The following is a 26,800-nucleotide window of genomic DNA, read 5'->3' on the forward strand; positions in this document are numbered from 1 at the left end:
AGTTTTTTGTTAGAAGAAGATTTTTATCGCTATCACCGCAAAAAAATCCGAATATGGAGATTTAAAGAATGGGCAAGGGGATTTTTCTTAGTGCTTGTGAGTTGTCTTGTTCTCCTAAGTTTCATATACGCCGTAAAGAGCGAAACTTCTGCACAGTTGGTACGTTTTTTAACCCAGCAATCTTTTCCCTTTGAAGCAGTTCTAATGGAGGGGATTCCGGGATACTCTCAGCCTGAACGGGCACGTTTGGATCAGGTACGGAGTCAAGGCGTAGCAGTTGGCATGTTTTTGTTAACGGGTGTGAACGTGGCAGATCCTCGGACGTTTTTTCTCAGTTATTTCTCTCCTCCGCCTGAAGGACCGGTTTGGTTGGGGTGGGCTTATAATCCGAACGATCCGGAGTTTGAAGGTCCAATTCTTGAACCTATAGAAACTGCGCCAAAATCAGGAGGCAATACGGCAGTCGCTCCTCCTGCGGCTCCGGTCCCGGGATCCAAAGAGATCTTGGTGGGAATTTATAATACTCATAATAGCGAATGTTATACAGGGGACGGAGGTCCTGAACGCAGAACGGGAGAAAACGGAGATGTCGTAACAGTTGCTGAAACCTTAAAAAATGCTCTTGGCCAACAGGGCATCGGGGCCGTTCACTCCCTCCAGATCCACGATGCCGAGCAATTTATGACTGCTTATTCCAGATCAGTCAATACGGCCACCAAGATGCTGGAAGATAATCCATCCATTAAGGTTTTACTTGATATCCACAGAGATGGGTTCCCTCCCGGTGTTCCGAAATCAACCGTTATGGTCAAGGGAAAGCAGGTAAGCAACGTATTAGTGATTATTGGGAAGAAAAATCCCCATTGGCAAAAAAATGAGGCCTTGGCTAAAGAGCTGATTGCACTAGGCAATGAAAAATACCCCGGGCTTTTTGATCAGAATATTAGTTACGCTGCCGATGCCCGCTATAATCAACACTTGTCTGATGGTGGGCTATTGTTAGAATTTGGAAGTCAACTCAATACGTTGGAGGAAGCAAATGGAGCGGCAGAGGCGGTCGCTGAGATTTTGGCAGATTGGCTAAAGTCGCAGTAGGAGCTGTTCCGGCGGGATCGTTACACGTTGATTCTATTCGCTGATTTCCTTTGTTCTCGCTTTTATCCCGGATGGAAAAATGCTATAATGCGGGGGGTAGATTAGGACGACGGGGAGAAGAGGTTAGCTCAATATGTCATCAACCAACCGCACACTTTTAAAGGCTGCCGGATTTTTAATGGCTGCTCAAATGGCTTCGAGAATTTTGGGCTTTTTGCGCGAGACTTTAATTGCAGGCTTTTTCGGGCAAAGCAGAGTCACCGACGCTTATAACACAGCGTTTATTCTTCCTGATCTATTATATTGGCTGCTTGTGGGCGGTGTATTGAGTGCAGCTTTTATTCCTGTCTTCTCGGAATATATCGCTAAAGAGAATGAAGACGAGGGTTGGCGGGTTGCCAGTTCAGTTGTGAACTTGATTTTCCTGACACTTGGTGTGTTTGTTCTGCTTGGCCTTTTTTTCACACCGCAGTTTATTCGGCTGATGGTTCCCGGGTTTAAAGTCCAAGATATTGCGCTTACAACCCATTTGACTCGTATTCTTTTATTGCAGCCTCTTTTTATGGCTTTCAGCGGTCTGACGATGGGAGTTTTAAACTCCTATAAGATTTTCTGGCCGTCAGCTTTAGGGACAGTGCTTTACAATGGGTGCGTCATCTTTTTTGGAACGATTTTGGCCAATCCGGCGAAACCTGAAAGTATTTCCGGATTTGCTGTGGGGGTTGTAGTGGGGGCTATCGTAAACTTTGCTGTTCAGATTCCGGCTTTGCGGAAAGTAAAGGTGCGTTATTATCCGATCATTGATTGGCATCATCCCGGTGTTCGGCGGATTGCTGCCCTTGCCGTTCCCATAATTATGAGTTATTCTTTAAATCAAATTCAAATTGCTGTGAACAACAATTTTGGCTCCATGCTTTTTCCGGGAAGTATTTCGGCAATTTGGTATTCTTCCCGTCTGTTCCAAGTGCCAGTGGGTATCTTTGCTTTAGCTATTGCTGTCGCCGCTTTTCCGACGATGACTGAGCAGGCGGCATTAAACCAATGGGATAAACTGCGCCAAACCATATCCAGAACGATTCGTATGGTGATTTTTATCACAATGCCGATTTCGGTTGGAATGATCGTTTTGCGCTATCCTTTGATTCGAGTACTTTTTCAGCATGGGCATTTTACCGCGGATGACACCTTGAGAACGGCAATTCCTTTGCTGTATTTTGCCCTGGGAATTTCTTCACAGTCTGTGATTCAAATTCTGCCAAGGGCGTTTTATGCTCTGCAGGATACGTGGACACCAGTGATACTGGGAATTGTATCTATGGCCATTGATATTTTGTGCATGTTTTTATTGATACGCCCACTAGCGGTTGGAGGGCTGGCTTTTGCGGACACCATTTCGGCATTTGTCAATATGCTGCTTCTTTTTTACGTATTGCGTAAGCGATTAAGGCAAATAAATGGCAGGAGTTTGTTCTGGACCAGTGTCAAGACTGTGACAGCGTCTCTCCTTATGGCGCTTGTGATCTGGGGATGGAACGAGTGGCTGACTCGTTTAATCGGTGTGCGTACAATCTCTTCAATTACTGTTCTGATCTCAGGAACAGCTATCGGGGTTATTGTCTTTGCAGGGATGGCTTGGCTGCTAAGAATGGAAGAATTTGAACAGACGATGGGTCTAGTGCAACGAAAGATAGGGAGACGTTGATATTCGGAATATCTAGAAAATAAGCGTATTCCGATGGTATCTTAGAGAAGAATAATAATTATGGGCATATTTAAGAGGATACAATGGATTATAGACTGTGACAAATTCCTGATTGTCAGTTACTATATTAACTATTATTAGTGTTAATAAATCGGCAATGAAGCCGTCAAGATGTTGTTAAGATATCTGACGGCTTTTTTTGTTTCTGTTGAAAGGAGGGCATGTTGTGAAAGGTTCTATGTCAGATAGAGCAAAGCCTTCCTTAGAGCGTTCCGCTATCCTTTTAGCTATGACTGAGACACGAGAGGAGGAAGAAAGACTTAAGAAATCTCTTCAGGAGTCTGCAAATTTTCGTTGTGGCGTAACGGAACTTGGAGGAACGGTCTCAACTCTGCAGCATACGGGGAAACTGACGAGTTCAGTGATGTCGGCTGCTTTTAACACGGGCGTGATACCTAAAGAAGACCGAAAAATTCACGCTTTAATCCATGCAACCTTGGAAGCGAGCAACAGCATCTTTATTCATACGAACAGCAATGCCAGCTTCGCCTTAAAAATTGGTTTGACTACCGATACGCAATGGATTGCTGTAGCCATTTTTGGCCGTTCGTCCTTGCACCCTCTTTTAGAGCATGCTCGAGTGGGATTAGGGTTTATGCATCTTTGATTAAAGTAGTTAAGTGTGTCAATATCAGCTCCAGAGTGATCAAGTGTTAGCGATTGAGTGTTGTAGTACCAAACGTGAGGACTTAGGATAAATTTCATATCCGGGCACCAAACCAAGTGAAGGTTTGGAGCGGAAAAGTGTTTTAGAGGGCCCTAAATTGGAAAATAGGGGCCCTCTTTGTCTTTTTCTTGATAGTTATCATGGCAGCCGGTATTTCGAAAAGCGCTGTTGAGTCAGGTTGTTGCTTGCAGACTAAGGGAGGTGAGGCGATGGTATTTTACCTTAGTTCAAGTGAACTGAAGCAAAAGGATCTCGTAGACCAAAATTTGAGGGAGGATGATGATTATGAAGATGATTAGAGCAATTGTTAGACCCGATAAAACGGAGGAGGTAGCTGAAGCATTAGCCCAAGCAGGTATGCCGTCATTGACAAAAATGCACGTTTTCGGCCGAGGCAGGACCAAAGGGATTCGAATCGGAGATGTGGTTTATGACGAATTTCCGAAAACCATGCTTCTCCTGGTCATTGAGGATGAAAAACTGGATGAGGCGATTTCGGTTATCTTGAAGAATGCTAAAACCGGAACGATGGGAGATGGAAAAATTTTTGTGACCGAAGTTGATGAAGCTTATACCGTGAGTAAAGGGACAAAGGGGTTGTAATTAATGAAAGAAATTATGGCATTTGTTCGACGCCATCAGGTTCCTGCCACCAAAAAGATTTTTGAGGATGCTGGTTTTCCGGCTTTGACGATTCAAAGCGTGGAGGGGCGCGGGAAACAAGGGGGAATCGGAGGGTGGGCGGCGGAAGTTGATCCGGAATTGAATTTTGTGATAAACCAAGTACACGCCGATGAACCCCAATTTCATTGGATTCCTAAACGTTTGTTAACGATTGTGGTGCAGGATGATCAGGTAAAAAAGGTTGTGGATTTAATCATCAAGGCAAATCAGACGGGACATATGGGGGATGGGAAAATCTTTGTTTGTCCGCTGAAAGAGGTAGTTCGGGTACGCACCGGGGAAACCGGAGGCGAGGCGGTAGTTTAATTAAGAGAGTTATGTTCGTCTTAGACATTAAGGGTATTAGTTTAAGAACAAAGGTTTAAGAGCAAGGGTTTAAAAGAAAAGAGTTATGGCTTAAGAATTAAAGGTTTGGTTTGAGGTTAGGCAATGAAGATTTAAAGGATCGCTAAATAAATATTCCTGTTGAAAGGTTTGAGATAAAAGGAGATGTATTTTCATGAGGCAAATCGCAATCTATGGCAAAGGCGGTATCGGTAAATCAACGACAACTCAAAACACGGTCGTCGCTCTGGCTGAAATGGGAAGGAAAGTTACGATTGTGGGTTGTGATCCTAAAGCAGATTCCACGCGCTTGATTCTGAATAGTAAGGCTCAGACAACGGTCATGGATCTGGCCCGGGAACGAGGGACTGTCGAAGATCTAGAATTAGAAGATGTTTTAGTAGAAGGCTTTTTAGGCATACGTTGTTCTGAATCGGGGGGCCGGAACCAGGGGTAGGCTGTGCAGGACGAGGGGTTATCACTGCCATTAACTTCTTGGAAGAAAACGGGGCTTATACGTCGGATACCGATTATGTTTTTTACGATGTTTTAGGGGATGTTGTTTGTGGCGGATTTGCCATGCCGATCCGGGAGAATAAGGCGAAGGAAATCTATATTGTAACCTCCGGTGAAATGATGGCTATGTATGCAGCTAATAACATTTCTAAAGGGATCTTAAAGTACGCCTTGACTGGAACCGTGCGCTTGGGCGGCCTGATCTGCAACAGTCGTGTTGTTGATAAGGAACAGGAACTCATTGAAGCCTTGGCTAAAGCTCTAAATACCCAAATGATTCACTTTATGCCCAGAGATAATGAGGTACAACGTGCCGAAGTGCGCAAACAAACGGTGATTCAATATAATCCTACCCATGCTCAGGCAGATCAATATCGAGAGTTGGCCAGAAAGATTGAGAATAACACCAACCTAACCATTCCGACCCCGCTCAGTATGGATGAATTAGAGGCCTTGATGATGGAATTTGGCATTATGGAGATGTAGTATCGGTCAGCGATGGAAATGAGGGAGGACATTCTTATGAGCATAATGGAGACAACAGACTTTAGGAAAAAGGTTGTCGAAGAAGTACTGGAGATTTATCCGCAAAAGGCCCAAAAGAATCGGAGACAACATATTACGGTCAAAGAAAATAATGAGTGCGCCAGTTGTGCCGTTAAATCCAATGCCAAAACAGTTCCGGGTCTTATGACAGCACGGGGATGTGCTTATGCAGGGGCTAAAGGGGTTGTCTGGGGGCCGGTGAAGGACGTTACACATATTTCTCATGGACCTGTCGGGTGTGGCTATTACTCTTGGGCGAACCGCAGGAACTTAGCAGAAGGTGAAGTTGGCATTGATAACTTTGTCCCCTTCTTATTCACTTCCGACTTTCAGGAAAGCGACATCATCTACGGAGGAGACAAAAAGCTGGAGAAGATTATTCACGAGATTGTGGAACTATTTCCGAATACCAAAGGGGTTTCTGTTCTCTCGGAATGTCCTGTCGGATTGATTGGAGATGATATCGAGAGTGTCGCGCGGCGCATGAGTGAGGAATTGAAGCTTCCAGTTATTCCGGTTCGTTGTGAAGGATTTCGAGGAATAAGTCAATCCTTAGGTCATCATATCGCGAATGATGCAATTAGGGATCATCTCTTAGGCAAAGGTCCGGAAAGAGAAGTTGGACCCTACGATATCGGGATTATCGGCGATTACAATATTGGCGGAGATGCTTGGGCCAGTAAAAAAATTCTGGAAGAAATCGGTTTAAACGTTGTCAATATCTGGACAGGAGATTCCACTTTGGAAATGCTTCAGAACGGACATCGCGTCAAGCTGAATCTGATCCACTGTTACCGCAGTATGAATTACATTGCCCGACACATGGAGGAAACCTACGGAACTCCCTGGCTGGAGTTCAACTTCTTTGGACCGACTAAGATCAGAGAATCCATTCTCAAAATTGCTGCGCATTTTGATGACAGCATTATGGAAAAAGCTCAAGCCGTTCTCAAAAAATATGAAACTGAGATGCAAAAGGTCATCGATACCTATCGTCCACGCCTGGAAGGCAAAAAGGTCATGCTTTATGTGGGAGGTCTCCGCCCTCGACACGTAGTGGGAGCTTATGAGGATTTAGGTATGGAGGTTATCGGAACAGGCTACGAATTTGCCCATAGCGAAGATTATGACAAGACCATGGCCAATATTAAAGACGGAACGATCATTTACGATGATGTCACAGCCTATGAGCTTGAAGAGTTTGTCAATAAGCTGAAGCCTGACTTAGTTGGATCGGGGATTAAAGAAAAGTACGTCTTTGAGAAAATGGGTCTGCCCTTCCGACAAATGCATTCCTGGGATTATTCAGGGCCTTATCATGGCTACCAAGGATTTCCGATCTTTGCCCGAGATATGGACATGGCCATTAACAGCCCTACCTGGAAGTCTATCAAAGCTCCCTGGACCAAATAAGCTGGGCAGAAAGGATGACACACATGGAAAGTTGTACAAAGGCAACAAAAAGTTGGCTTAATAGTATGGAATACCGAGAAAAGAATTTTGCCCGTGAAAAGTTGGTCATCAATCCGGCCAAAGCCTGTCAACCCCTTGGCGCCCTGCTTTGTTCTCTGGGGATCGAGGGATGTTTGCCGTTTGTTCATGGTTCTCAAGGATGTGCCGCTTATTTCCGCAGTACGTTATCCCGGCATTTCCGGGAACCTGTTGCGGCTGTATCCGATTCCATGACTGAGGACTCGGCGGTTTTTGGGGGACAGTCAAACTTTCATGAAGGTTTGAAAAACGCTTATACGGTTTACAGTCCCAAAGTGATGGCGGTATTTACAAGCTGTATGGCTGAAGTCATTGGAGACGATATCAAGGCTTATTTAGGGAATGCCAAAGAACAAGAGTCGATACCTAAAGATTTTCCGGTTGCTCTGGCTAATACTCCGAGTTTTAAGGGATCTCATATCACAGGGTATGACTCGATGCTTAAAGGCCTCATCGAATGTTTAGCCGAGCCCAGACAGGAAGAAAAAATCAACGACAGACTCTATGTCGTCCCTGGATTTGATACCTATCCGTCGAATCTTCGTGAATATAAGCGTTATCTCAAAGTTATGGGTGCGCCGTATACCCTGTTACCCGACTATAGTGATGTCTTGGATTCCCCGAATTTAGGCAGCTACGAACTGTTCCCCGGCGGAACACCCATTACAGAAATGAACGAGGCGTTAAATGCCAAGAGTTATTTATGCTTACAATCTTATACTACACCGACTACGGGTAAATATCTTACTGGCAAAGGAGTCCCTGTGGAAACCATTCCTATGCCCATCGGGGTTGGGGGAACGGACAAATTTATTGAGGCGGTTGCCAAATTCACGGGCAAAGAAGTTCCCGAGGAAATTACCATTGAACGAGGACGGGCTGTCGATGCCATGACAGATGCTCATCAATATATTCATGGCAAGAAGTTTGCCCTGTTTGGTGATCCGGATATTCTGATCGGCCTTGTCTCGTTCCTCTTGGAAATGGGAGGAGAACCCGTTCATATCGTATGCACGAACTCCACAGTGCCTTTTAAAAAAGCTATGGAGAAATTACTCTCTTCAAGCCCTTATGGTCAAGGTGCTACTCTCTATCCGGGCAAAGACCTTTGGCACTTGCGTTCTCTGCTGGTTACTGAGCCGGTCGATATGCTGATTGGTGACGGCCATGGCAAGTATGCTGCTCGTGATGCCAATATCCCGTTAGTCAGAATAGGCATACCAATTTACGATCGGGTGAATCTCCATCGCTATCCGATTGTTGGATATTCCGGAGTTATAAACCTGATAACCATGATTGCCAATACGTTTTTGGAGGAAAAGGACCGGAATTCAACGGATACCTATTTTGAATTAATGCGCTAAGAAACGCGTTTTAGAACGGAGGGGTCGTTCATGTTTACCAATCTTACAAAATTGGATCTTAAAGATAAACATTCCCTGGCGGAAGCCGGTTCGCCTAAATTATGCATGAAGGCCCTGCCCGGTGAAGGGGCAGAGCGAAGCTGCGCTTACGATGGGGCAAGGGTTGTGCTTATGCCCATTACGGATGTCGCTCATCTTGTTCATGGACCGATTGCTTGTGCAGGGAACTCATGGGATAACCGAGGAGCTCGCTCCTCTGGTTCCCAACTTTATCGGCGAGGTTTGACGACAGATCTTATGGAAAATGATGTCGTTTACGGCGGAGAGCAGAAGCTCAAAGAGAGTATCTTAGAAATTGCCTTCCAACATCAGCCTAAAGCGATTTTTGTCTATGCGACCTGTGTGTCTGCTCTTATCGGAGACGATGTGAGCAAGATTTGTGAGCAAGCAGAAGCAGAGCTGACGATTCCAGTGATTCCCGTGAACGCTCCCGGCTTTTTAGGAGATAAAAATATTGGAAATCGTATTGCGGGAGAAGTTTTGTTTGAACGGGTTATAGGCACAGGCGGAGGTCCAGAGGAGAAAATCCCTCTTTCTATTAATCTGATTGGGGAGTATAACATTGCCGGCGATCTCTGGGGGATCTTACCGGACTTAAAAAACTTAGGAATCACCTTGCAAACGGCTATTACCGGGGATGCAAAATTCGATGATATACGTTCAGCCCATCGAGCCTGCCTTAACGTCTTGATTTGTTCTAAAAGCTTAACTAATTTAGCGCGGAAGATGGAAATCCGGTATGGGATACCTTTTATTGAGGGATCGTTTTACGGCATTCACGATACTTCCGAAACTTTGCTCAACATTGCCAAAGCACTTCAAGACCCTGATTTGTTGACAAGAACACAGGCCTATGTTCAAAAGCGGGAGCTCGAAACACGAGAGATTATCGCTGAACACAGAAAGCTATTGGAGAATAAACAAGCCATTTTGTTCACCGGGGGAGTTAAAACCTGGTCTATGGTTTCTACCTTGGCTGAATTAGGGATCAATATTTTAGCTGGAGGAACCCAGAATTCCACCCGGAGGATTTTCAACGCATGAAAGAACTTATGGACCCTTCCGCTCAAATTATTGAAGACACCAGTTCAGCGGGTTTTTTAAAGATTATAGCTGAGAAAAAACCGGACCTGATTGTTGCCGGTGGAAAGACAAAGTATTTAGCGCATAAGACGAGAACTCCTTTCCTGGATATTAACCACGGACGAAAACTTCCTTATGCTGGTTATCAAGGAATGGTTACTTTCGCGGAGTCTTTAACGCGCACTGTGCTTAGTCCGGTATGGGGGTATTTAAGAGAAGAATTTCCCCCTGTGGGAGGGTAACATTATGAATATAAAATCATATCAGGGTAATCCCCAAAAAAACAGCCCTGCCTTGGGAGCGACTCTGGCCTTTCTGGGGGTGAATGGGCTTCTGGCCTTACTGCACGGTTCTCAGGGGTGTTCTTCCTTCATTCGCTTACAGCTTTCCAGGCACTTTAAGGAACCGATTCCCTTGAATTCCACTGCTCTTTTAGAAGATTCCGCTATTTTTGGCGGCTGGGAACATCTTAAGAAAGGGATTGCTGTGGCAGCGGATAAATATCGTCCCCAAATTATCGGCGTGATGAGTACAGGTCTTACAGAAACCTTTGGAGACGACATGGTGAGTGCTCTTTCAAGTCTTCGCTCTGAACGAACGGATTTACTTGGTTTACCGGTTGTGCTGGCAAGTACACCCGATTATATCGGTTCTATGCAGGAAGGGTATCAGAGAACAGTAGAATCTTTGCTGACGACGTTAGCAGTTCATACAGAAATTGCGGAAGACCCTACTGACGGAAACAAGGAGGATTTAGACGCAACAATAATTGCTGCGCCTGAAGACGTACCTACAGTCGTGTTATTGCCTGGATGTCATTTGACCCCAGGCGATGTGGATGAACTTAAAGAGATTGTTGTCTTATTCGGCTTCCAACCCCTTACTGTTCCCGACCTCTCGATTTCTCTGGATGGTCATGCTGAACTGGAAGCAGCCCCGGTGGTTCAAGGTGGAACGCTGCTCGGAGATTTTCGACGCTTAGCCAAAGGCAGCGCTTGTTTTTCCTTTGGACTGAGTATGGAGAAAGCAGGAGAGTTTCTCAAGCGAACGTATGCTATTCCTCATGTCAACTTCCCATCATTGACCGGTCTTGCAGCAACTGACTCCTTTGTCTTGACCTTGGCTAAGGCAGCGGGTAAGCCAATACCTGAGAAACTGCTCCGCCAAAGAGATCGTTTACTGGATACTATGGTTGACTTTCATGATCAATTGGGGGGGCTTAAAGTCGCTGTTGCCCTTGAGGCGGATCTCCTGTATAGTTTGGCCTCTTGTCTGGTTGAGGTTGGTTCCGAAATTTCTGCAGCGTTGGCGGCATCCCAGGGAGGGATACACAGACTATCCTTGCCGATTCCCATTGAAGTGGGAGATCTGGAGGATCTCGAAGAACGAGGGAAACGCAGCAGTTTAATCATTGCGAATTCTAATGGACGCCAAGCTGCAACATTGCTCAAGATTCCCCATTTAAGAGCGGGGATGCCAGTCTTTGATCGTGTTGGTTATCCACAAAAGCGATGGATTGGTTATGAAGGCACCCAACAGTTTCTTTTTGATACGTTAAACTCACAAAGTTAGGAGGTATAGGTATGTTTATAGCCTTTGCCAGCAGCAATGGAGAATCCATTGACTCACATTTTGCTTCCGCGCCTTCCTTTGAGCTCTATGAGTTTGGAGGAAATAAGCAAGGTTTTACTCATAGAACCCAAATTCTTGCCCACACCTCTGAAAGTATGGAGAATATGGAGGACTCGGAGGATAAAGTTGATGCCAGGATCAGCAAGTTAAAAGAATGTGCCATAGTCTATTGTACACAGATCGGAGGCCCTGCGGCAGCACGTCTCGTTCAGAGCGGGATTCATCCTTTGAAAGTACCGGAAGGAACGAAGATTTATGATGAGTTAGGCAAATTGATTCAATTGTTCAATTCCGGGAAATTGCCGCCTTGGTTAAAAAAGAAAATGGCTTAATTTAAATAGGTGATTTTAAAGGGGGGACAAAGATTGAGTGAATTACAGGATTATAAAACATTTGGGGGATTGCCTTGGACCCCTTTATATGTCGAAGAGATCGATAAGGACAAATGCTTTGGTTGTGGAAGATGTGTCAAATTATGTGTTCAAAAATGTCTTGGTTTGGAGAGCTTTGAGGATGATGAGGGGACTGAACGTCATGTCGCCATAATCTCTAATAAAGACCAATGCATTGGGTGTCAATCCTGTGGCAGTATTTGTGTGCGGAAGGCTCATTCGTTTAAAGCAAAATCAGCTTGATTTTTTATAAAACAAATGTGATTGGAGGGATTGAGATGCAGATTGAATGTCAACGAGGAAATAGAAACGGACCCCACTTGAATCTTGGGCATCCGTGCTTTGCCACCCATGGACATGGCAAAACCGGGCGGATACATTTGGCTGTGGCGCCTGGATGCAACATTTCTTGTAATTATTGTGTACGCAAATTCGATTGTGCTAATGAATCCCGCCCGGGAGTAACAAGCAGGGTGCAAACCGTCGAAGAAGCGCTGCAAACCGTCAAAGTGGCTAAGGCTTCTGATATCGGAGCAAAGCTGAAGGTTGTCGGAATTGCCGGCCCAGGAGACCCTTTAGCCAACAGTGCAACCTTTGATACTCTCAGAGGAGTAAAAAGAGATTTCCCTGACATGATTCTTTGCTTAAGCACCAATGGGCTGCTGTTGCCGGAAAAAATTAAGGAACTGGCTGAGATCGGAGTGTCTCACCTCACGATTACGATTAATACTTTGGATGAGAAGGTTGGCGCTGAAATTTATGGTTATGTTCGTTGGCAAGGAAAAACTTTGATTGGCCCTAGCGCAGCAAGGATACTGATTAACAATCAATTGCTTGGAATGGAGATGGCCGCAGAGGCGGGGATGACCTTGAAAGTTAACACGGTGCTCATTCCGGGAGTCAATGATAAGCTTCTTTATAGTTTGGGTTTGGAAATCAAAAAAAGAGGTGCCAATATTCACAACATCGTCCCTTTAATTCCTCAGGCAAAGTTTGCTCATCTTAAGGCCCCTTCTAAAGAATTATTAGCGAGCTGCAGGAACAGTATGGTTCAAATTCTGCCTCAGATGCAGCATTGCCAACAATGTCGAGCTGATGCGATTGGTTTGCTTTAAAACAGAAAAGGGGTATCAGGCATGGTTGAACGAATTATGTTATGTGACACTACTTTAAGGGATGGGGAACAAGCGCCGGGTGTAGCGTTTGGGTTCCGGGAAAAGGAGATGATTGCCAGGGCTTTGGCAGATGCCGGGATTGACGAGCTGGAAGTGGGTGTTCCGGCAATGGGGGATTCGGAAACTAAAACAATTTCCCAGTTAGCAGCCCTTCACTTGCCGGCTCGCCTTATAACTTGGAACCGGGCTGTTCTTTCCGATCTCCAAGCAAGTTATAGGACTGGGGTTGAGGGAGTTGCGGTTTCCATTCCCTCTTCGGACCAGCAAATCCGGAACAAGCTGAGAAAAGATCGAGGGTGGGTCCTTGAACAGATGGGGAAATGCATTGTTAATGCCCGAAAAGAAGTGGATTATGTTGTTTTAGGCCTGGAAGATGCCAGCCGGGCGGATTTCATCTTTCTGGCGGAACTATTAGCGGAAGCTGAAAAGTTAGGGGTGGATAGGATACGTTTTGCTGATACGGTGGGAATTCTTGAACCCCTGAAATTGTTTTTTACGCTGCAGGATCTAACAAGGATGTCTTGTGTTCCTATGGAATTTCATGCCCACAACGATTTAGGTATGGCCACGGCTAATTCCCTAGCGGCAGTTCAAGCAGGTTTTAGAGCTCTAAGTGTAACGGTTGGAGGGTTGGGAGAGCGGGCAGGCAATGCAGCCCTTGAAGAAGTGGCGGTGGCGCTCAAATATGCTCTCTATGAGGAGGTGCGAATTGACTTGAAACGTCTGAATTCCATTGGTTTATTGGTAAGCTTGGCGACAGAACGCCAAATTCCTAGGGCAAAACCTATTATTGGGGAGGATGTCTTTACTCATACTTCGTCAATTCACATTGACGGGATAAAAAAAGATTTTGCCAACTATCAAACCTATCCACCCGAAAGCGTCGGACGAAAACACTCGACGTCTTTCGGCAAGTACTCTGGCCGGAAAAGTATCTTACGGCTCCTGAAAGAAAAAGGGATAGAACTTGACCAGGAAACTATCGATGATCTTCTGACTAAAATCTTACAGCGATCTCATGAAATTAAAAGAATCTTGAGAGAAGATGACATTATGGAAATCGTCGTGAGTACATGCTAGATCAAAATCCATACAGCAAAGGCCTTCTTTGAGCATAGCTGCATCGAAAGAAGGCCTTTGCTGAGTTTAGGAGGGTAAGCTGTGAGTGATCGGATCGCGGATTATAGGTTTAGAAAAGCAAAGCAGACCGATATCAGCAGTATGACTAGGCTGCTCGGGGTTTTGTTTTCTATAGAAGCTGATTTTATCATCGATAAGTTGACTCAGAAGCGTGGTTTGGAAATGATGCTGAGTGAGAACAGTGAACGCTGTATTATGGTAGCGGAAGCAGAACAACAAGTCGTGGGTATGTGTTCGGTACAGACTTTAGTCTCTACTGCCGAGGGCGGGATTGTGGCCTTAATTGAAGATTTAGTTGTTGAAGAGGATTGGAGAGGACGAGGTATAGGAAAGGGGCTGCTTGAATCTGTTGAAGCTTGGGCCAGTGCACGGGGTGTGAGTCGTATTCAGTTATTGGCAGACCGGAACAACACTTCGGCCTTAGGTTTTTACCAAAAAATGAATTGGAAATGTACTGAATTGGTGTGTTTGCGCAAAGGGAGGCTCGTGTGACAAAGCCCCTGTCAAGAAGATAATTTCACGATTCTTGCGGAATTCCCTCTATATCTGATATACTTTATGTTTAGGATGACATCGCCTGAATTCAAAACATTACGTCTGGATTAAGAAATGAGGGGGAAGACCTTGGCACAGGCTTCACAACGTATTCGTAACTTTTCTATTATTGCGCATATTGATCATGGCAAATCGACATTAGCGGATCGACTGATTGAATATACTGGAGCTTTAAGCAAACGAGAAATGGAAGAACAGGTCCTTGATTCCATGGATTTAGAGCGTGAGCGTGGGATTACGATTAAACTACAGGCAGTACGTCTGAGTTATAAGGCTAACGATGGCGAGGTTTATGAGCTGAATCTCATTGACACGCCGGGTCATGTCGATTTTACGTATGAGGTATCCAGGAGTTTGGCGGCCTGTGAAGGGGCCTTGCTGGTAGTGGATGCGGTTCAGGGGATCGAGGCCCAAACATTGGCTAATGTTTATTTGGCTTTAGAGAATAACCTGGAAATTATTCCGGTGATTAATAAGATCGATCTTCCCAGCGCTGAGCCTGAGCGGGTTCAGCAGGAGATTGAAGATGTGATTGGTTTGGATGCCAGTGACGCTATTTTAGCTTCCGCAAAGGTTGGAATAGGAGTCGAGGAGATCTTAGAACGAATTGTGACAATGGTTCCTGCTCCTGAAGGAGACGATCAAGCTCCATTAAAGGCTTTGATTTTCGACTCGAAGTTTGATGCCTATAAGGGCGCGATTTCTTATGTCCGAGTGGTTGAAGGACGGGTCGCTAAAGGGACGACGATGAAGATGATGTCTACTGGGAAAGTCTTTGAAGTGACAGAAGTGGGCGTTTTTACGCCTGCTATGAAAATTGTCGAAGAACTGAAAGCCGGACAAGTAGGCTTTATCGCTGCAAGTATCAAGAATGTTAAAGACACCCAGGTGGGCGACACAATTACGGACGCGGAGCGTCCTGCCGCTGAGCCCTTACCTGGTTATCGAAAGTCGACCCCAATGGTGTTCTGCGGACTTTACCCTGTTGAAACAAACGATTACAATCGCTTGCGCGATTCTTTAGAGAAACTTCATTTGAATGATGCAAGCTTAGTGTTTGAACCGGAAACCTCAGCTGCCTTGGGGTTTGGTTTTCGCTGTGGCTTTTTAGGCTTGCTCCACATGGAGATTATTCAGGAACGTTTGGAGCGGGAATACGATTTAAACCTTATTACCACGGCGCCGAGCGTTATCTATAAAGTGAATACTATCCCTGGAGAAGTGCTGGACATTGACAACCCTTCAAATCTCCCGTCTGTGGATCAAATCGTGAGTATCGCAGAGCCTGTAGTTAAAGCGACGATTTTAGTTCCTTCCGAGTTCGTCGGGGCAATTATGGAGCTCAATCAAGAGAAGCGCGGATCGTATTTGGCCATGGATTATGTATCAAAGAGCAGAGTGAAATTATTGTACGAACTTCCCCTAAGTGAGATCGTCTTCGATTATTTTGATGAGCTTAAATCGAGGACTAAAGGATATGCTTCGCTTGATTATGAGTTGTCGGGTTATAAGGAGTCAGATTTAGTCAAAATTGACGTTCTTTTGAACGGCGAAATGGTGGATGCGCTGTCATTCATTGTTCATCGGACGAAATCCTATAATCGGGGAAGAAAACTCGTTGAGAAGCTCCAAGGGATTATTCCGAGGCAGATGTTTGAGATTCCGATTCAGTCAGTAATAGGAAATAGGGTTATAGCTCGGGAGACGGTGCGGGCCATGCGGAAAGATGTCTTGTCCAAATGTTATGGCGGAGACATTTCCCGTAAACGCAAACTTTTGGAGAAGCAAAAAGCAGGGAAAAAACGTATGAAACAAGTTGGAAACGTAGAAATTCCTCAGGACGCGTTTATGGCTGTCTTAAAGATTGAAGATTAGGGTTGAAAATGTACACTAAGGGCTAGAACTACTCTAACAGATACTGAAATTTCTATATTTCGCAGCGTTTCCAGACTAAGCAGTAAGTTTCTAACGTGTTCGAGTCTAAATTAGTAGGAAGAGAGTGTGCTCCTTATGCCTTCTCTGTATGTCCATGTTCCCTTTTGTCTTCAGAAGTGTGATTACTGCGCGTTTTATTCTCATGCGTTGAAGGATTCTTCCCGGGAGCTTGTATCCTTGTATTTAGAGGGTTTAGATGTTGAAATGGCTCATCGACAAAAAGATGCTCCGCAAGGGGTATCTTCTCTTTTTATAGGGGGAGGGACGCCAACGGCACTAAGCCCTGAGAATTTAGGACGACTAATGGGACTGATAACCCATCATTTTTCCTTTTATGAAGGTTCGGAGAAGACGGTTGAAGGAAACCCGGGTACTCTTACACGAGAGAAGTTAGTCCTTCTGCGGCAATGCGGAATAAATCGTTTTTCTCTGGGGGTTCAAGCGTTTGATGATAAGCTCTTAAAAACTGTTGGCCGAGTGCATACTGCTCAGCATGCCCGAGAGGCCATTGAGCTTTTAAGAGACGTAGGATTTAGAAACTTGAATTTAGATTTGATGTTCGGACTTCCGAAACAAGATATGGCGTCTTGGCAAATGTCGCTTGAAGAAGCGTTATCCTTTAAACCTGAACACCTTTCTCTCTATGGGTTGATGTTGGAGGAAGGAACTTCTTTGTATGCTCGTTTCATGGGAGACTCCAAGAGCACAATCTCAGAAAACACTGTAGTTCCCAAAGTATCAACTGAAATTGAGAATTACGGGGAACTGCCCGATGACGAGCTTCAAGCTAAGATGCAGGAATGGGCTGTGAGACATTTGGAAAAAGCAGGCTATATTCAGTATGAGACGTCCAATTTTGCTCTTCCGGGGTTTGAGTGTCGGCATAATTTAGGTTATTGGCGTGGGGAAGACTATTTGGGGTTAGGGCCTGGGGGGTATCTTGTTTGCACGGAGTACGGCAAAAAAATGTGGAAGATGTTCTAATTTATCAAAGCAGTCTTCTAAAAGGAAAAGAACCACTCGATGAAGAGGGCCAGGAAATCTTATCACTTAAAGACTGTATGGCGGAACGCATGATTTTGGGGTTAAGACTTCGAGAAGGGGTGAATTTCACCAGGTTTCGTCAGGATTTTGGTGTTGACCTTAGGGATATTTATGGAGATGTATTGGAACGCTACTGTAATAGGGATATCTTTGAAATAAAAGGTGATAATTTATGTTTGAATTCTAAGTATGCGTTTGTGGCTAATATGATTTTACAGGAGTTTGTATAGGGGACGCAGTGTGACCCAGCGTTCAGTCATACGACGCAGAGCAAACTAACCGTTCAAGCGACTGGGCTGGGGAGCGGGGTTCCCGCCATAAGCGCCGGCAGGGTACTATGCCATCCTTGGCGTACCCTGCACTAGGCACGTCCTGTGCCGTCGTCCATGGCGCTATGGCGGCAGTGAACATCCTTGTTCACTGCCCCGTGTCTGGGGTCGGTCGCTTAAACGGAAGTTTGCTAAGCTGCTTACGTAAAGACGTTCGCGCTTGTGTCACACTGCGTCCTGGTTTGGGGGTGAGGGGGGACGGTCAGAATGAAGTGAATGACTAAGAGGTTTGGGGTGACGGCACATGTTATGTGCAGCGTCTGTAGTGGTATGGTTGAGAGCCAAATATAGTTTCCGGTTATATTAAAAGTCCCTGATTGTATGCCTTATTCGATGCAAAATGATTCTTGACAAAGATAAAAGAGAGTGGTAATGTGAAGACATAAAATGTTAGCACTCATTAGAGGAGAGTGCTAACAACGCTCAGCTAACTGGAAAGGCGGGAAGCATGAAATGCAAATGGACGAACGTAAACAAAAGATTCTTCGAGCGATTGTTCTTGATTATATTGCTACCGCTGAACCGATTGGTTCGCGAACAATTGCTCGAAAATTTGATCTGGGTGTTTCTCCTGCCACGATTCGTAATGAGATGGCGGATTTGGAGGAATTGGGCTTTATCGAGCAGCCTTACACTTCTGCGGGACGAATCCCTTCAGATGCAGGGTATCGATATTTTGTGGATTGTTTGATGGATGCTCAAACTCTTACCGATGAGGACAAGGAGATCATTGAACGAGAAGGTACAAAAAAGATTCATGAAATTCAAGAGGTTGTTTCACATGCAAGCAAGTTACTGTCAGAGTTGACGAACTTGACTAGCATAGTCCTTGGCCCGCATAAAGAGAAAAGCGCGTTTGGTAAGATGCATTTTCTTCCCTATCAACCTGGTCAAGTTATCATGGTCATTGTCAAAGAAAATGGTGTTGTAGAGAATCATATTGTTGATGTGGGAGAAAATCTAACGGCGGAGGATCTTCAGCGTGTGGCTGGGGTGTTCAACCAGAAAATGAGAGGGTACTCTTTAAACCAAGTGAAACGAAGTCTGCTGCATGAAATCTATAGTGAATTATCTCGGCAGCGACATTTGATTGATAATGCCTTGGAAATGCTTGATGCGATCTTAGATGATGATGAGGAAGAAGAAAGAATTTATCTGGGTGGAACTCTCAATATGCTTAATCAGCCCGAATTTCGGGATTTAAATAAAGTCAAAACCCTATTTAGAGTGTTTGAAGAAAATGAACCTCTAAAGAAACTTTTGCTTCCTCACCAAGAAGGACTAAATGTAACGATCGGTGGAGAAAATACTCTGAAGGAATTCCAGGATTGCAGTGTGATTTCGGCAACTTATAAGGTCAATGGAAAGACCATCGGTGCCGTAGGGGTTTTGGGACCAACGCGAATGAATTATGCTAAAGTGATTGCAATTGTGGATTTTATGACGCGAAGTTTAACAGAAGTGTTAGTGCGGGGTAAACCACGGGGTTATTAAGTGGTGTTTGAACCTTTTGGTTCATTCCATATAAATTCTAGTGTACGAGAGGTGATTGTGAATGGAACGAAAGAGAGAAGAAACTCTCAAGGATCAAAAGTCTGAGATAGACGAGGAATTCAAGGAGGATAATCTGAGCGGCTCAGAGGAATTTATCCAAGAAGATAACTTGGATAGTAAGGATATGAACCCTGTCGAGAAGGTTCTGGCTTTAGAAGCTGAGCTTAAACAGGCTAAGGAAAAGTCCGATGAAACTTATGATCAATTGTTGCGCTTGCAGGCAGACTTTGATAACTTTAGAAAACGGACCCTTAAAGAAAAGACTGAACTTATTAAATATGCGTCCGAACATCTTGTAAGTGAGATGCTGCCTGTCCTGGACAATTTTGAACGGGCAGTTAGTTCGGCTCAAAATAACCCCGATTTTTCAGCGTTTTCACAAGGTGTAGAAATGATTCTTCGCCAGCTGCAAACAGCTTTGAGTAAGGAAGGGTTAAAGGCCATGGAAGCTGTGGGGCAACCTTTTGACCCGAATCTCCATGAGGCTGTGCTAAGGGTTGAATCTGATGAACACGAAGAAAATACCGTCGTAGAAGAATTGCAAAAAGGGTACTACCTTAAGGAAAAAGTTTTACGTCCTTGCATGGTCAAAGTGTCAAATTAGCAAATTGAAGGAGGAATTTAACATGAGTAAAATTATTGGTATTGACTTAGGAACTACAAACTCTTGCGTATCCGTTATGGAAGGCGGGGAAGCGGTTGTTATCCCAAATGCGGAAGGCAATCGCACAACTCCATCCGTTGTTGGTTTTTCGAAAACAGGCGAACGTTTAGTGGGTCAAGTGGCCAAGCGTCAATCTGTTTCTAATCCGGATAAGACAGTAAGTTCGATTAAGCGTCATATGGGTTCTGACTATAAAGTGAAAATTGATGATAAATCTTACAGCCCACAAGAAATTTCAGCGATGGTTCTGCAAAAGCTGAAAACCGACGCTGAAGCTTATCTTGGTCAAGGTGTCAGCAAAGCGGTCATTACGGTACCTGCTTACTTCACGGATGCCCAGCGTCAGGCTACTAAAGATGCCGGGGCCATTGCAGGACTTGAAGTTTTACGGATTATTAACGAGCCGACGGCTGCTGCTTTGGCTTATGGCCTGGATAAGGAGCATGACCAAACTGTCTTGGTGTATGACCTTGGAGGCGGAACCTTCGACGTATCCGTCCTTGAATTAAGCCAAGGCATGGTAGAAGTAAAAGCTACAAGTGGTAATAACCATTTAGGCGGCGATGACTTTGACCAACGTTTGATTGATTACATGGTAGCGGAATATAAAAAGAGCAATGGTGTTGATCTTTCCAAAGACCGTGTTGCTTTGCAGCGTCTGAAAGAAGCTGCTGAAAAAGCGAAGATTGAACTTTCCGGTGTCACAACGTCTAATGTAAACCTGCCCTTTATCACAATGACAGAGCAAGGACCTCAACACTTAGATATGAACATCTCGCGGGCCAAATTTGAAGAGATTATTTCTGATCTCGTGGAAGCGACTCTCGGACCCACACGTCAAGCAATAGAAGATGCCAAACTTAGTTGGAAAGAGATTGATCAAATTATTCTTGTAGGTGGTTCAACGCGCGTTCCTTCTGTGCAAGATGCCATTCGCAAATTGAGCGGAAAAGAACCTCACAAAGGTGTAAATCCGGACGAAGTGGTTGCTATGGGTGCGGCAATTCAAGGTGGGGTACTCAGTGGTGAAGTTAAGGACATGATCTTGTTGGATGTTACTCCGCTGTCTTTAGGAATTGAAACCTTGGGTGGAGTGTTCACCAGAATTATTGATCGTAACTCTACGATTCCAACCACAAAATCGCAAACCTTCTCCACAGCTGCTGACAACCAAACTTCCGTTGACATTCATGTATTACAAGGAGAGCGCGAAATGGCCAGTTATAACAAAACTCTCGGTCGCTTCCAACTCTCAGGGATTCCTCCCGCACCCCGCGGTATTCCACAAATTGAAGTGAAATTCGATATTGACGCAAATGGTATCGTACACGTTTCTGCTAAAGATATGGCGACCGGCAACGAACAAAAAGTGACGATCACCTCTTCAACAGGGCTTTCTAAAGATGATATCGAGAAAATGAAACAAGATGCCGAACTCCATGCTGAAGAAGATAAAAAGCATAAAGAATTGATCGATGCTAAAAACCAAGCGGATTCCTTGGCTTATCAAACCGAGAAGACTTTGAAGGATTTTGAAGGTAAAGGCGACGCGGGTGAGCTGGAAACCATTAAGAAAGCCCTCGAAGCTCTTAAGACCGCTGCTGCATCGGACAACGTTGAAGAAATCAATGCCAAATCTGAGGCTTTAACGAAAGTGCTTCATCCGTATATTGAGAAGATGTATCAACAACAAGCTGCTGATGCTCAGAGCGCTGGAGAGCAGCCTGGTGCACAAGGAGCTTCTAAGAAAGATGACGATGTTGTGGATGCGGAGTTCACAGAGGTTGACAAGGATAAATAAAACGATCCAAGCGATGGAGCGGGTTATTGGAGCTCGCTTCACGCTAATTGTTAAAAGAATGCCTAAAGGTGTCTAACCGGCATTATCAATAGTTCAATTTGGGTGCAAGGGTCTTTTGACCTTTTGTGCCCGCATTTGTTTGTAATTGGATATATTTAGAATCCTTATAAAACGATATTTCCTTGTGCTCAAACACGAAGGAACATATAATACTATAGGACTTTAAATAAATCCATAAATTATGTAAGTACGGTTTGATCTTTTTAGAAACAGAAAGAAACATCGTAATGGAAGAAAGCTTAGAATGAGTTGGAATGTCAAAAATGGCAAGCGCGAATGGCTATAGGAGTGATGGAGGAAACCATGAAACGTGATTATTATGAGGTACTTGGGGTTGAACGGTCAGCTGGTGAGCAAGAAATTAAAAAGGCCTACCGAAAACTAGCCCGTCAGCTACACCCAGATGTGAACCCAGGTGATAAAAGTGCCGAGGAAAAGTTCAAGGAAGTCGCTGAGGCTTACGATGTTTTAAATGATCCGGAGAAAAAGGCAAGGTATGATCAATTTGGGCATGCCGGAATGGACCCTAACCAAGGCGGCGGCTTTGGGGATATGGGCGGCTTCGGAGATATTTTTGATATGTTTTTCGGAGGCGGCGGTCAACGTCGTAATGGTCCCCAACGAGGTGCTGACTTGCGTTATGCCATGTCTCTGACGTTTGAAGAGGCGGTGTTTGGGGTCGAGAAAGAAATTCAGATTCCGAGAGACGAAACTTGCACGGATTGTCAGGGTTCAGGAGCGGCTCCTGGTACTCATCCTACGACGTGTTCACAGTGTCATGGCAGTGGGCAAGTCAAGGCAACTCAACGCACACCTTTTGGTCAAATTCAAACGGCTCGGACATGTCCAACTTGTCAAGGGGAAGGCCGTACGATTGGCAGCCCTTGTACGACCTGTCATGGAAAAGGGAAAGTTCGCAAGGTTAAAACGATTAAAGTTAATATACCTGAAGGTTCGGAGGATGGTCTGAATTTAAGGCTTAGTGGAGATGGTGAAGCCGGAGCCAAAGGCGGACCGCCTGGAGACCTTTATATCGTTCTACAAGTGAAACCACACAAGTTTTTTGATCGTGAAGGTAATGATGTTTATTGCGAGATCCCAATTACGTTCATTCAGGCGGCTCTGGGGGCAGAAATTGATGTTCCAACTCTTGATGGAGTCGTTAAAATGAAGGTTCCTGAGGGAACCCAGACTTCTACGATTTTTCGCCTTAAAGGGCATGGAATTCCCTATCGTCGCGGGAGCGGCCGTGGAGATCAGCATGTGCGGGTTATTTTGACGACACCGACGAAGCTCAATGACAAACAAAAACAACTTCTGCGCGAATTTGGTGAGGCTACTCCAGATCATCAACAAATGGGTAAGAAGTCCTTGTTCGAAAAGTTTAAGGAAAACCTTCGGGATGCCATGGGGTAGAATGTAGGTTATCATTTTTAATTGTGTTAGAACTTAGCTTAATAGAAGCATTAAAGGAGCATGACCATGGACTGGCGTGAAGTTGCGGTGACAGTTTCGGCAGAAGGAGAAGAAATTGTTGCCGATCTTTTTTATCAATTAGGCTGCCCAGGAGTGAGTGTCGATGACCCAGAACTTTTACGGGGGTATGTCGAATCGGGAGCATGGGATTACCATGATTTTGGGGAGGTAGAACTTACCGGAACTGCTGTGGTTAAAGGGTATTTTCCAGAGGACGATGAACTTCCTGAGAAGCTGGAGAAGCTGGATCTGGGGCTTAGGGAACTCTTGGAACGCTCCCCGGGTTGGGTCGTCCAAGCCAAAGGAATTTCTTTGAAGGAGGAAGATTGGGCAACTGCCTGGAAGGCCTATTTTAAGCCGACTCGAATCGGAAGCAACTTTCTGATCAAGCCGACTTGGGAGCAGGTGGATCCTTTGCCCGGAGATATTGTGCTCGAACTTGATCCTGGTATGGCTTTTGGAACGGGAACTCATCCTACAACAACGCTTTGTCTAAAAACTTTAGAGACCATTGTGAAACCGGGTCAAAGGATATTTGACTTAGGGACAGGCTCTGGAATTTTGGCAATCGCAGCGGCGAAGCTTGGGGCGATGGTTGAAGCTGTGGATCTCGATTCTGTGGCGGTGAGGGTAGCGCAGGAAAATGTAAACTTAAACCAGGTGAGTGATCGGGTTCGAGTGTCGCGTGGAGATTTAGGGACAGTTCTTCACGGACAGGCGGATGTCGTGATTGCCAATATCATTGCCGATATTATATTATTGCTCCTATCAGATTTAAAACGCATTTTGAGCCCAGATGGAGAATTTCTGGCCTCTGGAATTATTGAGCACCGGGCGTGTGATGTAGAGGAGGGAATGAAAAAAGCCGGCCTGGAGATCCTGGAGCGAGTCGAGGATTCTGGTTGGATTTTATTGCGAGCAAGGTGGGCTAAGCATGAATCGGTTTAAAATCACAGAACTTGGAAAAAACGCTTTCTGGTTACGAGGAACGGAACGGGATCATCTTGTTCGTGTGCTCCGTCTGACTCCTGGGGATAAAGTTTTGGGTTATGATAATAGTGGTATGGAATATACGGGCGTGATTCTCAAAGTCGAAGACAAAAGCGTGACCTGTCGCATTATCAGCAGTGATCACCCAGATGTCGAGGCACATACGTCGGTTTTTATTGTGGCTGGACTTTCCAAAGGAGAGAAAATGGAGTGGGTTATTCAGAAAGGTACGGAGCTGGGCATGGAAGGGCTTCTGCCTCTGCGGACTAAACGTTCGGTCATGCAGCTTGAGGGAAATAAGGCTCAAGACAGGGTAGCGCGTTGGCAAAAGATTGCTGCAGAAGCATCCAAGCAGTCTCATCGAGTAAAAGAACCTCGAATTGGAGAGGTTTGTGATTGGGAAGATTTGCAGGAGAAGCTGCCTATGGGCACTCAATGGCTGATTCCTTATGAAGAAGAGACGACTCAGCGTTTAACTTCTGTACTTAATACATTTGATCCTGAGCTCCCTATTGCTATTTTGATCGGACCGGAGGGCGGGTTTGATGCAGCTGAGGTTGTCAGGGCTCGTGAGCAGCTCGGCGCCCAGAGTGTGTCGTTGGGACCACGGATTTTGCGTACGGAAACGGCTGCCCTAGCGGCGCTGACGTTGGTTTTGGGGTATTTCGGGGACATAGGATGACCCAGCGCTCGGTCATACGACGCAGAGCAAACTAACCGATCAAGCGACTACTATGGGGTGCGGGGTTCCCGTCATAAGCGCCGTCCTTGGCGCTATGGCGGCAGTGAACATCCTTGTTCGCTGCCCGTGTCACCCTACGTCCTGGGCTTGGGAAGAGAAACGTTTAGTTTTGCTTTGAAGATAGTAGAGTTTTCGTTTGGTGACGAGGGTTTTGGGTGACGGCACATTTCATGTGCGCCGTCTGTTTTTAGGAGTAACGCATGAATTGCGATTTTGGTCATTTTCACTAGTCTAGAGGGGTTAGTTCTGATACACTGCATCTTAGAACCTGAACATTGGTAATTTGCAAATTTAAACGATGAACCACGAATCTTGAACCTCGTAAAAGGTGGAGTATTAATGTCTATAGAAATTGGACAAGTTAAAACGAACTCGGCCAAATCTGAACTACAAACCAAAAATCTCGAACCACGAGCAATGACGGTTTGTTTTATGACGCTTGGCTGTAAAGTGAACCAGGCGGAAAGTGAGGCATTGGCACAGCTTTTTAGAGAGGCGAACTATGATGTGGTGAGTGCTTTGGAAGATGCTGACGTGGTGGTTGTCAACACTTGTACTGTGACGAATACCGGTGGCAGCAAGTCACGTCAGGCAATTCGCAGGATGATCAAGGCTCACCCCAGGAGTATTGTGGTGGTAACGGGTTGTTACGCACAGACGGCACCGGGGGAAGTTCTCGATATTGAAGGGGTAGACCTAGTTCTTGGTACTCAGGATCGAAGTAAAATCCTGGAGTGGCTAGAACGGGTTAGACAGGAACGTCGGCCTCAAAATGCTGTGCGTGAGATTGAGGAAGCTGGGGAATTTGAAGAACTTCCTCAGTTAAATGAGGAAAATCGGACGAGGGCGTTTCTCAAGATTCAGGAAGGATGCAATCAATTCTGTACGTATTGTATTATTCCTTATGCCCGGGGTCCGTTGCGGAGTCGACAGCCGGAGAAGGCTATAGCGGAAGCCCGGAGGTTGGTGGAACAAGGATATCCGGAGATTGTACTTACGGGGATTCATACGGGATTTTACGGTCAGGATTTGAATATGGGGTGGAATTTAGCTTGTTTGGTTCAAGAGCTGGTTAAAATTCCGGGATTGAGGCGTTTGCGTTTAAGCTCGATTGAACCGATGGAATACTCTCCGGAGCTGATTGATTGCATCGCTACATCCGACGTTGTTTGTCCTCATGTGCATATGCCCTTGCAAAGCGGCAGTGATGAGATATTATCTCGTATGCACCGCCCTTATTCCCTACAAGATTATCGGGAGTTATTGGTTAGACTAAGACAGAGGATTCCAGACCTTGCTGTTACAACGGACATCATAGTTGGTTTTCCTGGGGAAACAGAAGCGGATCATGTGTCAACGTTAGAATTTGTAAAAGAATGTGGATTCGCGGGGGTTCATGTATTCCCCTACTCAAAACGGCAAGGCACTCCTGCCGCAGATTATCCGGATCAAGTTCCCAAAAAGCTGAAAGATCAGCGGGTAAAGGAGTTAATGGCTGTTGCTCATGCCAGTCAGGAAGCCTATATTCATAGATTTATCGGAAGACCTGTGGAAGTGTTAGTTGAGAAAGTTGATCCGGCAGGCGACGCTGTTGGACATACGCTTCATTATATTGAGGTACACTTACCGAGCCGGAAGGAGAAAGTTTGGAGTTCTCGTCAATTTGTTGAGGTTGTTCTTAAAGAGGATTACATAAACAAATAACTCAACTATTTAGAT

At 45.2% G+C, this 26,800-nt stretch carries 23 protein-coding genes and 3 pseudogenes; all 26 read left to right on the forward strand.

Translation table 11 applies throughout. The features are described 5' to 3' along the window. The first annotated feature begins 6 nt into the window (after window positions 1-6). The 26 genes and pseudogenes from spoIIP (at window position 7) to mtaB (ending at window position 26,785) form a co-directional block, all read left to right on the forward strand. Window positions 7-1,095, forward strand: coding sequence for a stage II sporulation protein P (gene spoIIP / locus VZF35_RS18150; protein ID WP_407307164.1), 1,089 nt, complete (start codon window positions 7-9; stop codon window positions 1,093-1,095). A 133-nt stretch (window positions 1,096-1,228) separates the two neighbouring features. After that, window positions 1,229-2,797 carry a murein biosynthesis integral membrane protein MurJ gene (gene murJ / locus VZF35_RS18155; RefSeq protein WP_407307166.1) on the forward strand — a complete coding sequence of 523 codons (1,569 nt, stop codon included), beginning with the start codon at window positions 1,229-1,231 and terminating at the stop codon, window positions 2,795-2,797. Window positions 2,798-3,035: 238 nt separating this feature from the next. Beyond that, complete coding sequence (locus VZF35_RS18160) at window positions 3,036-3,464, forward strand: HutP family protein (RefSeq protein WP_407314698.1); 429 nt, start codon at window positions 3,036-3,038, stop codon at window positions 3,462-3,464. Window positions 3,465-3,809: 345 nt separating this feature from the next. Next, on the forward strand, window positions 3,810-4,127 hold the full coding sequence (locus tag VZF35_RS18165) for a P-II family nitrogen regulator (RefSeq protein WP_407307168.1): 318 nt from the start codon (window positions 3,810-3,812) through the stop codon (window positions 4,125-4,127). 3 nt (window positions 4,128-4,130) lie between these two features. Beyond that, the gene (locus VZF35_RS18170; RefSeq protein WP_407307170.1) at window positions 4,131-4,514 is read left to right on the forward strand and encodes a P-II family nitrogen regulator; all 384 of its coding nucleotides are present in this window, start codon (window positions 4,131-4,133) and stop codon (window positions 4,512-4,514) included. Between the two features lie 193 nt (window positions 4,515-4,707). Next, window positions 4,708-5,534 (forward strand): annotated as a pseudogene (gene nifH, locus VZF35_RS18175) (nitrogenase iron protein). Window positions 5,535-5,570: 36 nt separating this feature from the next. After that, complete coding sequence (nifD, locus tag VZF35_RS18180) at window positions 5,571-7,007, forward strand: nitrogenase molybdenum-iron protein alpha chain (RefSeq protein WP_407307172.1); 1,437 nt, start codon at window positions 5,571-5,573, stop codon at window positions 7,005-7,007. A gap of 14 nt (window positions 7,008-7,021) precedes the next feature. Continuing rightward, the gene (gene nifK / locus VZF35_RS18185) at window positions 7,022-8,449 is read left to right on the forward strand and encodes a nitrogenase molybdenum-iron protein subunit beta (protein WP_407307174.1); all 1,428 of its coding nucleotides are present in this window, start codon (window positions 7,022-7,024) and stop codon (window positions 8,447-8,449) included. 30 nt (window positions 8,450-8,479) lie between these two features. Then, a pseudogene (nifE, locus tag VZF35_RS18190) lies at window positions 8,480-9,834 on the forward strand (nitrogenase iron-molybdenum cofactor biosynthesis protein NifE). Window positions 9,835-9,838: 4 nt separating this feature from the next. Next, the gene (gene nifN, locus VZF35_RS18195; RefSeq protein WP_407307176.1) at window positions 9,839-11,164 is read left to right on the forward strand and encodes a nitrogenase iron-molybdenum cofactor biosynthesis protein NifN; all 1,326 of its coding nucleotides are present in this window, start codon (window positions 9,839-9,841) and stop codon (window positions 11,162-11,164) included. A gap of 11 nt (window positions 11,165-11,175) precedes the next feature. Next, window positions 11,176-11,556, forward strand: a complete 381-nt coding sequence (locus VZF35_RS18200; RefSeq protein WP_407307178.1) for a NifB/NifX family molybdenum-iron cluster-binding protein — start codon at window positions 11,176-11,178, stop codon at window positions 11,554-11,556. Between the two features lie 33 nt (window positions 11,557-11,589). Continuing rightward, the gene (locus tag VZF35_RS18205; RefSeq protein WP_407307180.1) at window positions 11,590-11,859 is read left to right on the forward strand and encodes a 4Fe-4S dicluster domain-containing protein; all 270 of its coding nucleotides are present in this window, start codon (window positions 11,590-11,592) and stop codon (window positions 11,857-11,859) included. 35 nt (window positions 11,860-11,894) lie between these two features. Then, complete coding sequence (locus tag VZF35_RS18210) at window positions 11,895-12,731, forward strand: radical SAM protein (protein WP_407307182.1); 837 nt, start codon at window positions 11,895-11,897, stop codon at window positions 12,729-12,731. Window positions 12,732-12,752: 21 nt separating this feature from the next. Further along, window positions 12,753-13,871, forward strand: a complete 1,119-nt coding sequence (locus tag VZF35_RS18215) for a citramalate synthase (protein ID WP_407307184.1) — start codon at window positions 12,753-12,755, stop codon at window positions 13,869-13,871. A 141-nt stretch (window positions 13,872-14,012) separates the two neighbouring features. Continuing rightward, on the forward strand, window positions 14,013-14,423 hold the full coding sequence (locus VZF35_RS18220; protein ID WP_407314700.1) for a GNAT family N-acetyltransferase: 411 nt from the start codon (window positions 14,013-14,015) through the stop codon (window positions 14,421-14,423). A gap of 132 nt (window positions 14,424-14,555) precedes the next feature. After that, entirely contained in the window at window positions 14,556-16,361 is a 1,806-nt protein-coding gene (gene lepA, locus VZF35_RS18225) for a translation elongation factor 4 (protein WP_407307186.1), read from the forward strand. Window positions 16,362-16,496: 135 nt separating this feature from the next. Then, window positions 16,497-17,695 (forward strand): annotated as a pseudogene (gene hemW / locus VZF35_RS18230) (radical SAM family heme chaperone HemW). A 107-nt stretch (window positions 17,696-17,802) separates the two neighbouring features. Then, on the forward strand, window positions 17,803-18,018 hold the full coding sequence (locus VZF35_RS18235) for a hypothetical protein (protein WP_407307188.1): 216 nt from the start codon (window positions 17,803-17,805) through the stop codon (window positions 18,016-18,018). Between the two features lie 229 nt (window positions 18,019-18,247). Then, window positions 18,248-19,288, forward strand: a complete 1,041-nt coding sequence (hrcA, locus tag VZF35_RS18240; RefSeq protein ID WP_407307190.1) for a heat-inducible transcriptional repressor HrcA — start codon at window positions 18,248-18,250, stop codon at window positions 19,286-19,288. 61 nt (window positions 19,289-19,349) lie between these two features. After that, entirely contained in the window at window positions 19,350-19,952 is a 603-nt protein-coding gene (gene grpE, locus VZF35_RS18245; protein ID WP_407307192.1) for a nucleotide exchange factor GrpE, read from the forward strand. A gap of 22 nt (window positions 19,953-19,974) precedes the next feature. Next, complete coding sequence (gene dnaK, locus VZF35_RS18250) at window positions 19,975-21,813, forward strand: molecular chaperone DnaK (protein WP_407307194.1); 1,839 nt, start codon at window positions 19,975-19,977, stop codon at window positions 21,811-21,813. Between the two features lie 363 nt (window positions 21,814-22,176). Beyond that, a complete protein-coding gene (gene dnaJ / locus VZF35_RS18255; RefSeq protein ID WP_407307196.1) occupies window positions 22,177-23,289 on the forward strand; it encodes a molecular chaperone DnaJ in 1,113 nt (370 codons plus the stop codon). Window positions 23,290-23,355: 66 nt separating this feature from the next. Beyond that, window positions 23,356-24,297: a 50S ribosomal protein L11 methyltransferase gene (gene prmA, locus VZF35_RS18260; RefSeq protein ID WP_407307198.1), complete on the forward strand. Its 942-nt coding sequence runs from the start codon at window positions 23,356-23,358 to the stop codon at window positions 24,295-24,297. After that, window positions 24,284-25,021: a 16S rRNA (uracil(1498)-N(3))-methyltransferase gene (locus tag VZF35_RS18265; RefSeq protein WP_407307200.1), complete on the forward strand. Its 738-nt coding sequence runs from the start codon at window positions 24,284-24,286 to the stop codon at window positions 25,019-25,021. The genes prmA and VZF35_RS18265 overlap by 14 nt, the downstream gene beginning before the upstream one ends. Before the next feature lie 57 nt (window positions 25,022-25,078). Next, the gene (locus VZF35_RS18270; RefSeq protein ID WP_407307202.1) at window positions 25,079-25,240 is read left to right on the forward strand and encodes a hypothetical protein; all 162 of its coding nucleotides are present in this window, start codon (window positions 25,079-25,081) and stop codon (window positions 25,238-25,240) included. Window positions 25,241-25,420: 180 nt separating this feature from the next. Beyond that, window positions 25,421-26,785, forward strand: coding sequence for a tRNA (N(6)-L-threonylcarbamoyladenosine(37)-C(2))-methylthiotransferase MtaB (gene mtaB, locus VZF35_RS18275; RefSeq protein ID WP_407307204.1), 1,365 nt, complete (start codon window positions 25,421-25,423; stop codon window positions 26,783-26,785). Window positions 26,786-26,800 lie beyond the last annotated feature (15 nt).

Origin of the sequence: Desulfosporosinus paludis, assembly GCF_045689965.1 — a bacterium.
In the GTDB taxonomy this organism is placed as follows: Bacteria; Bacillota; Desulfitobacteriia; order Desulfitobacteriales; family Desulfitobacteriaceae; genus Desulfosporosinus; species Desulfosporosinus paludis.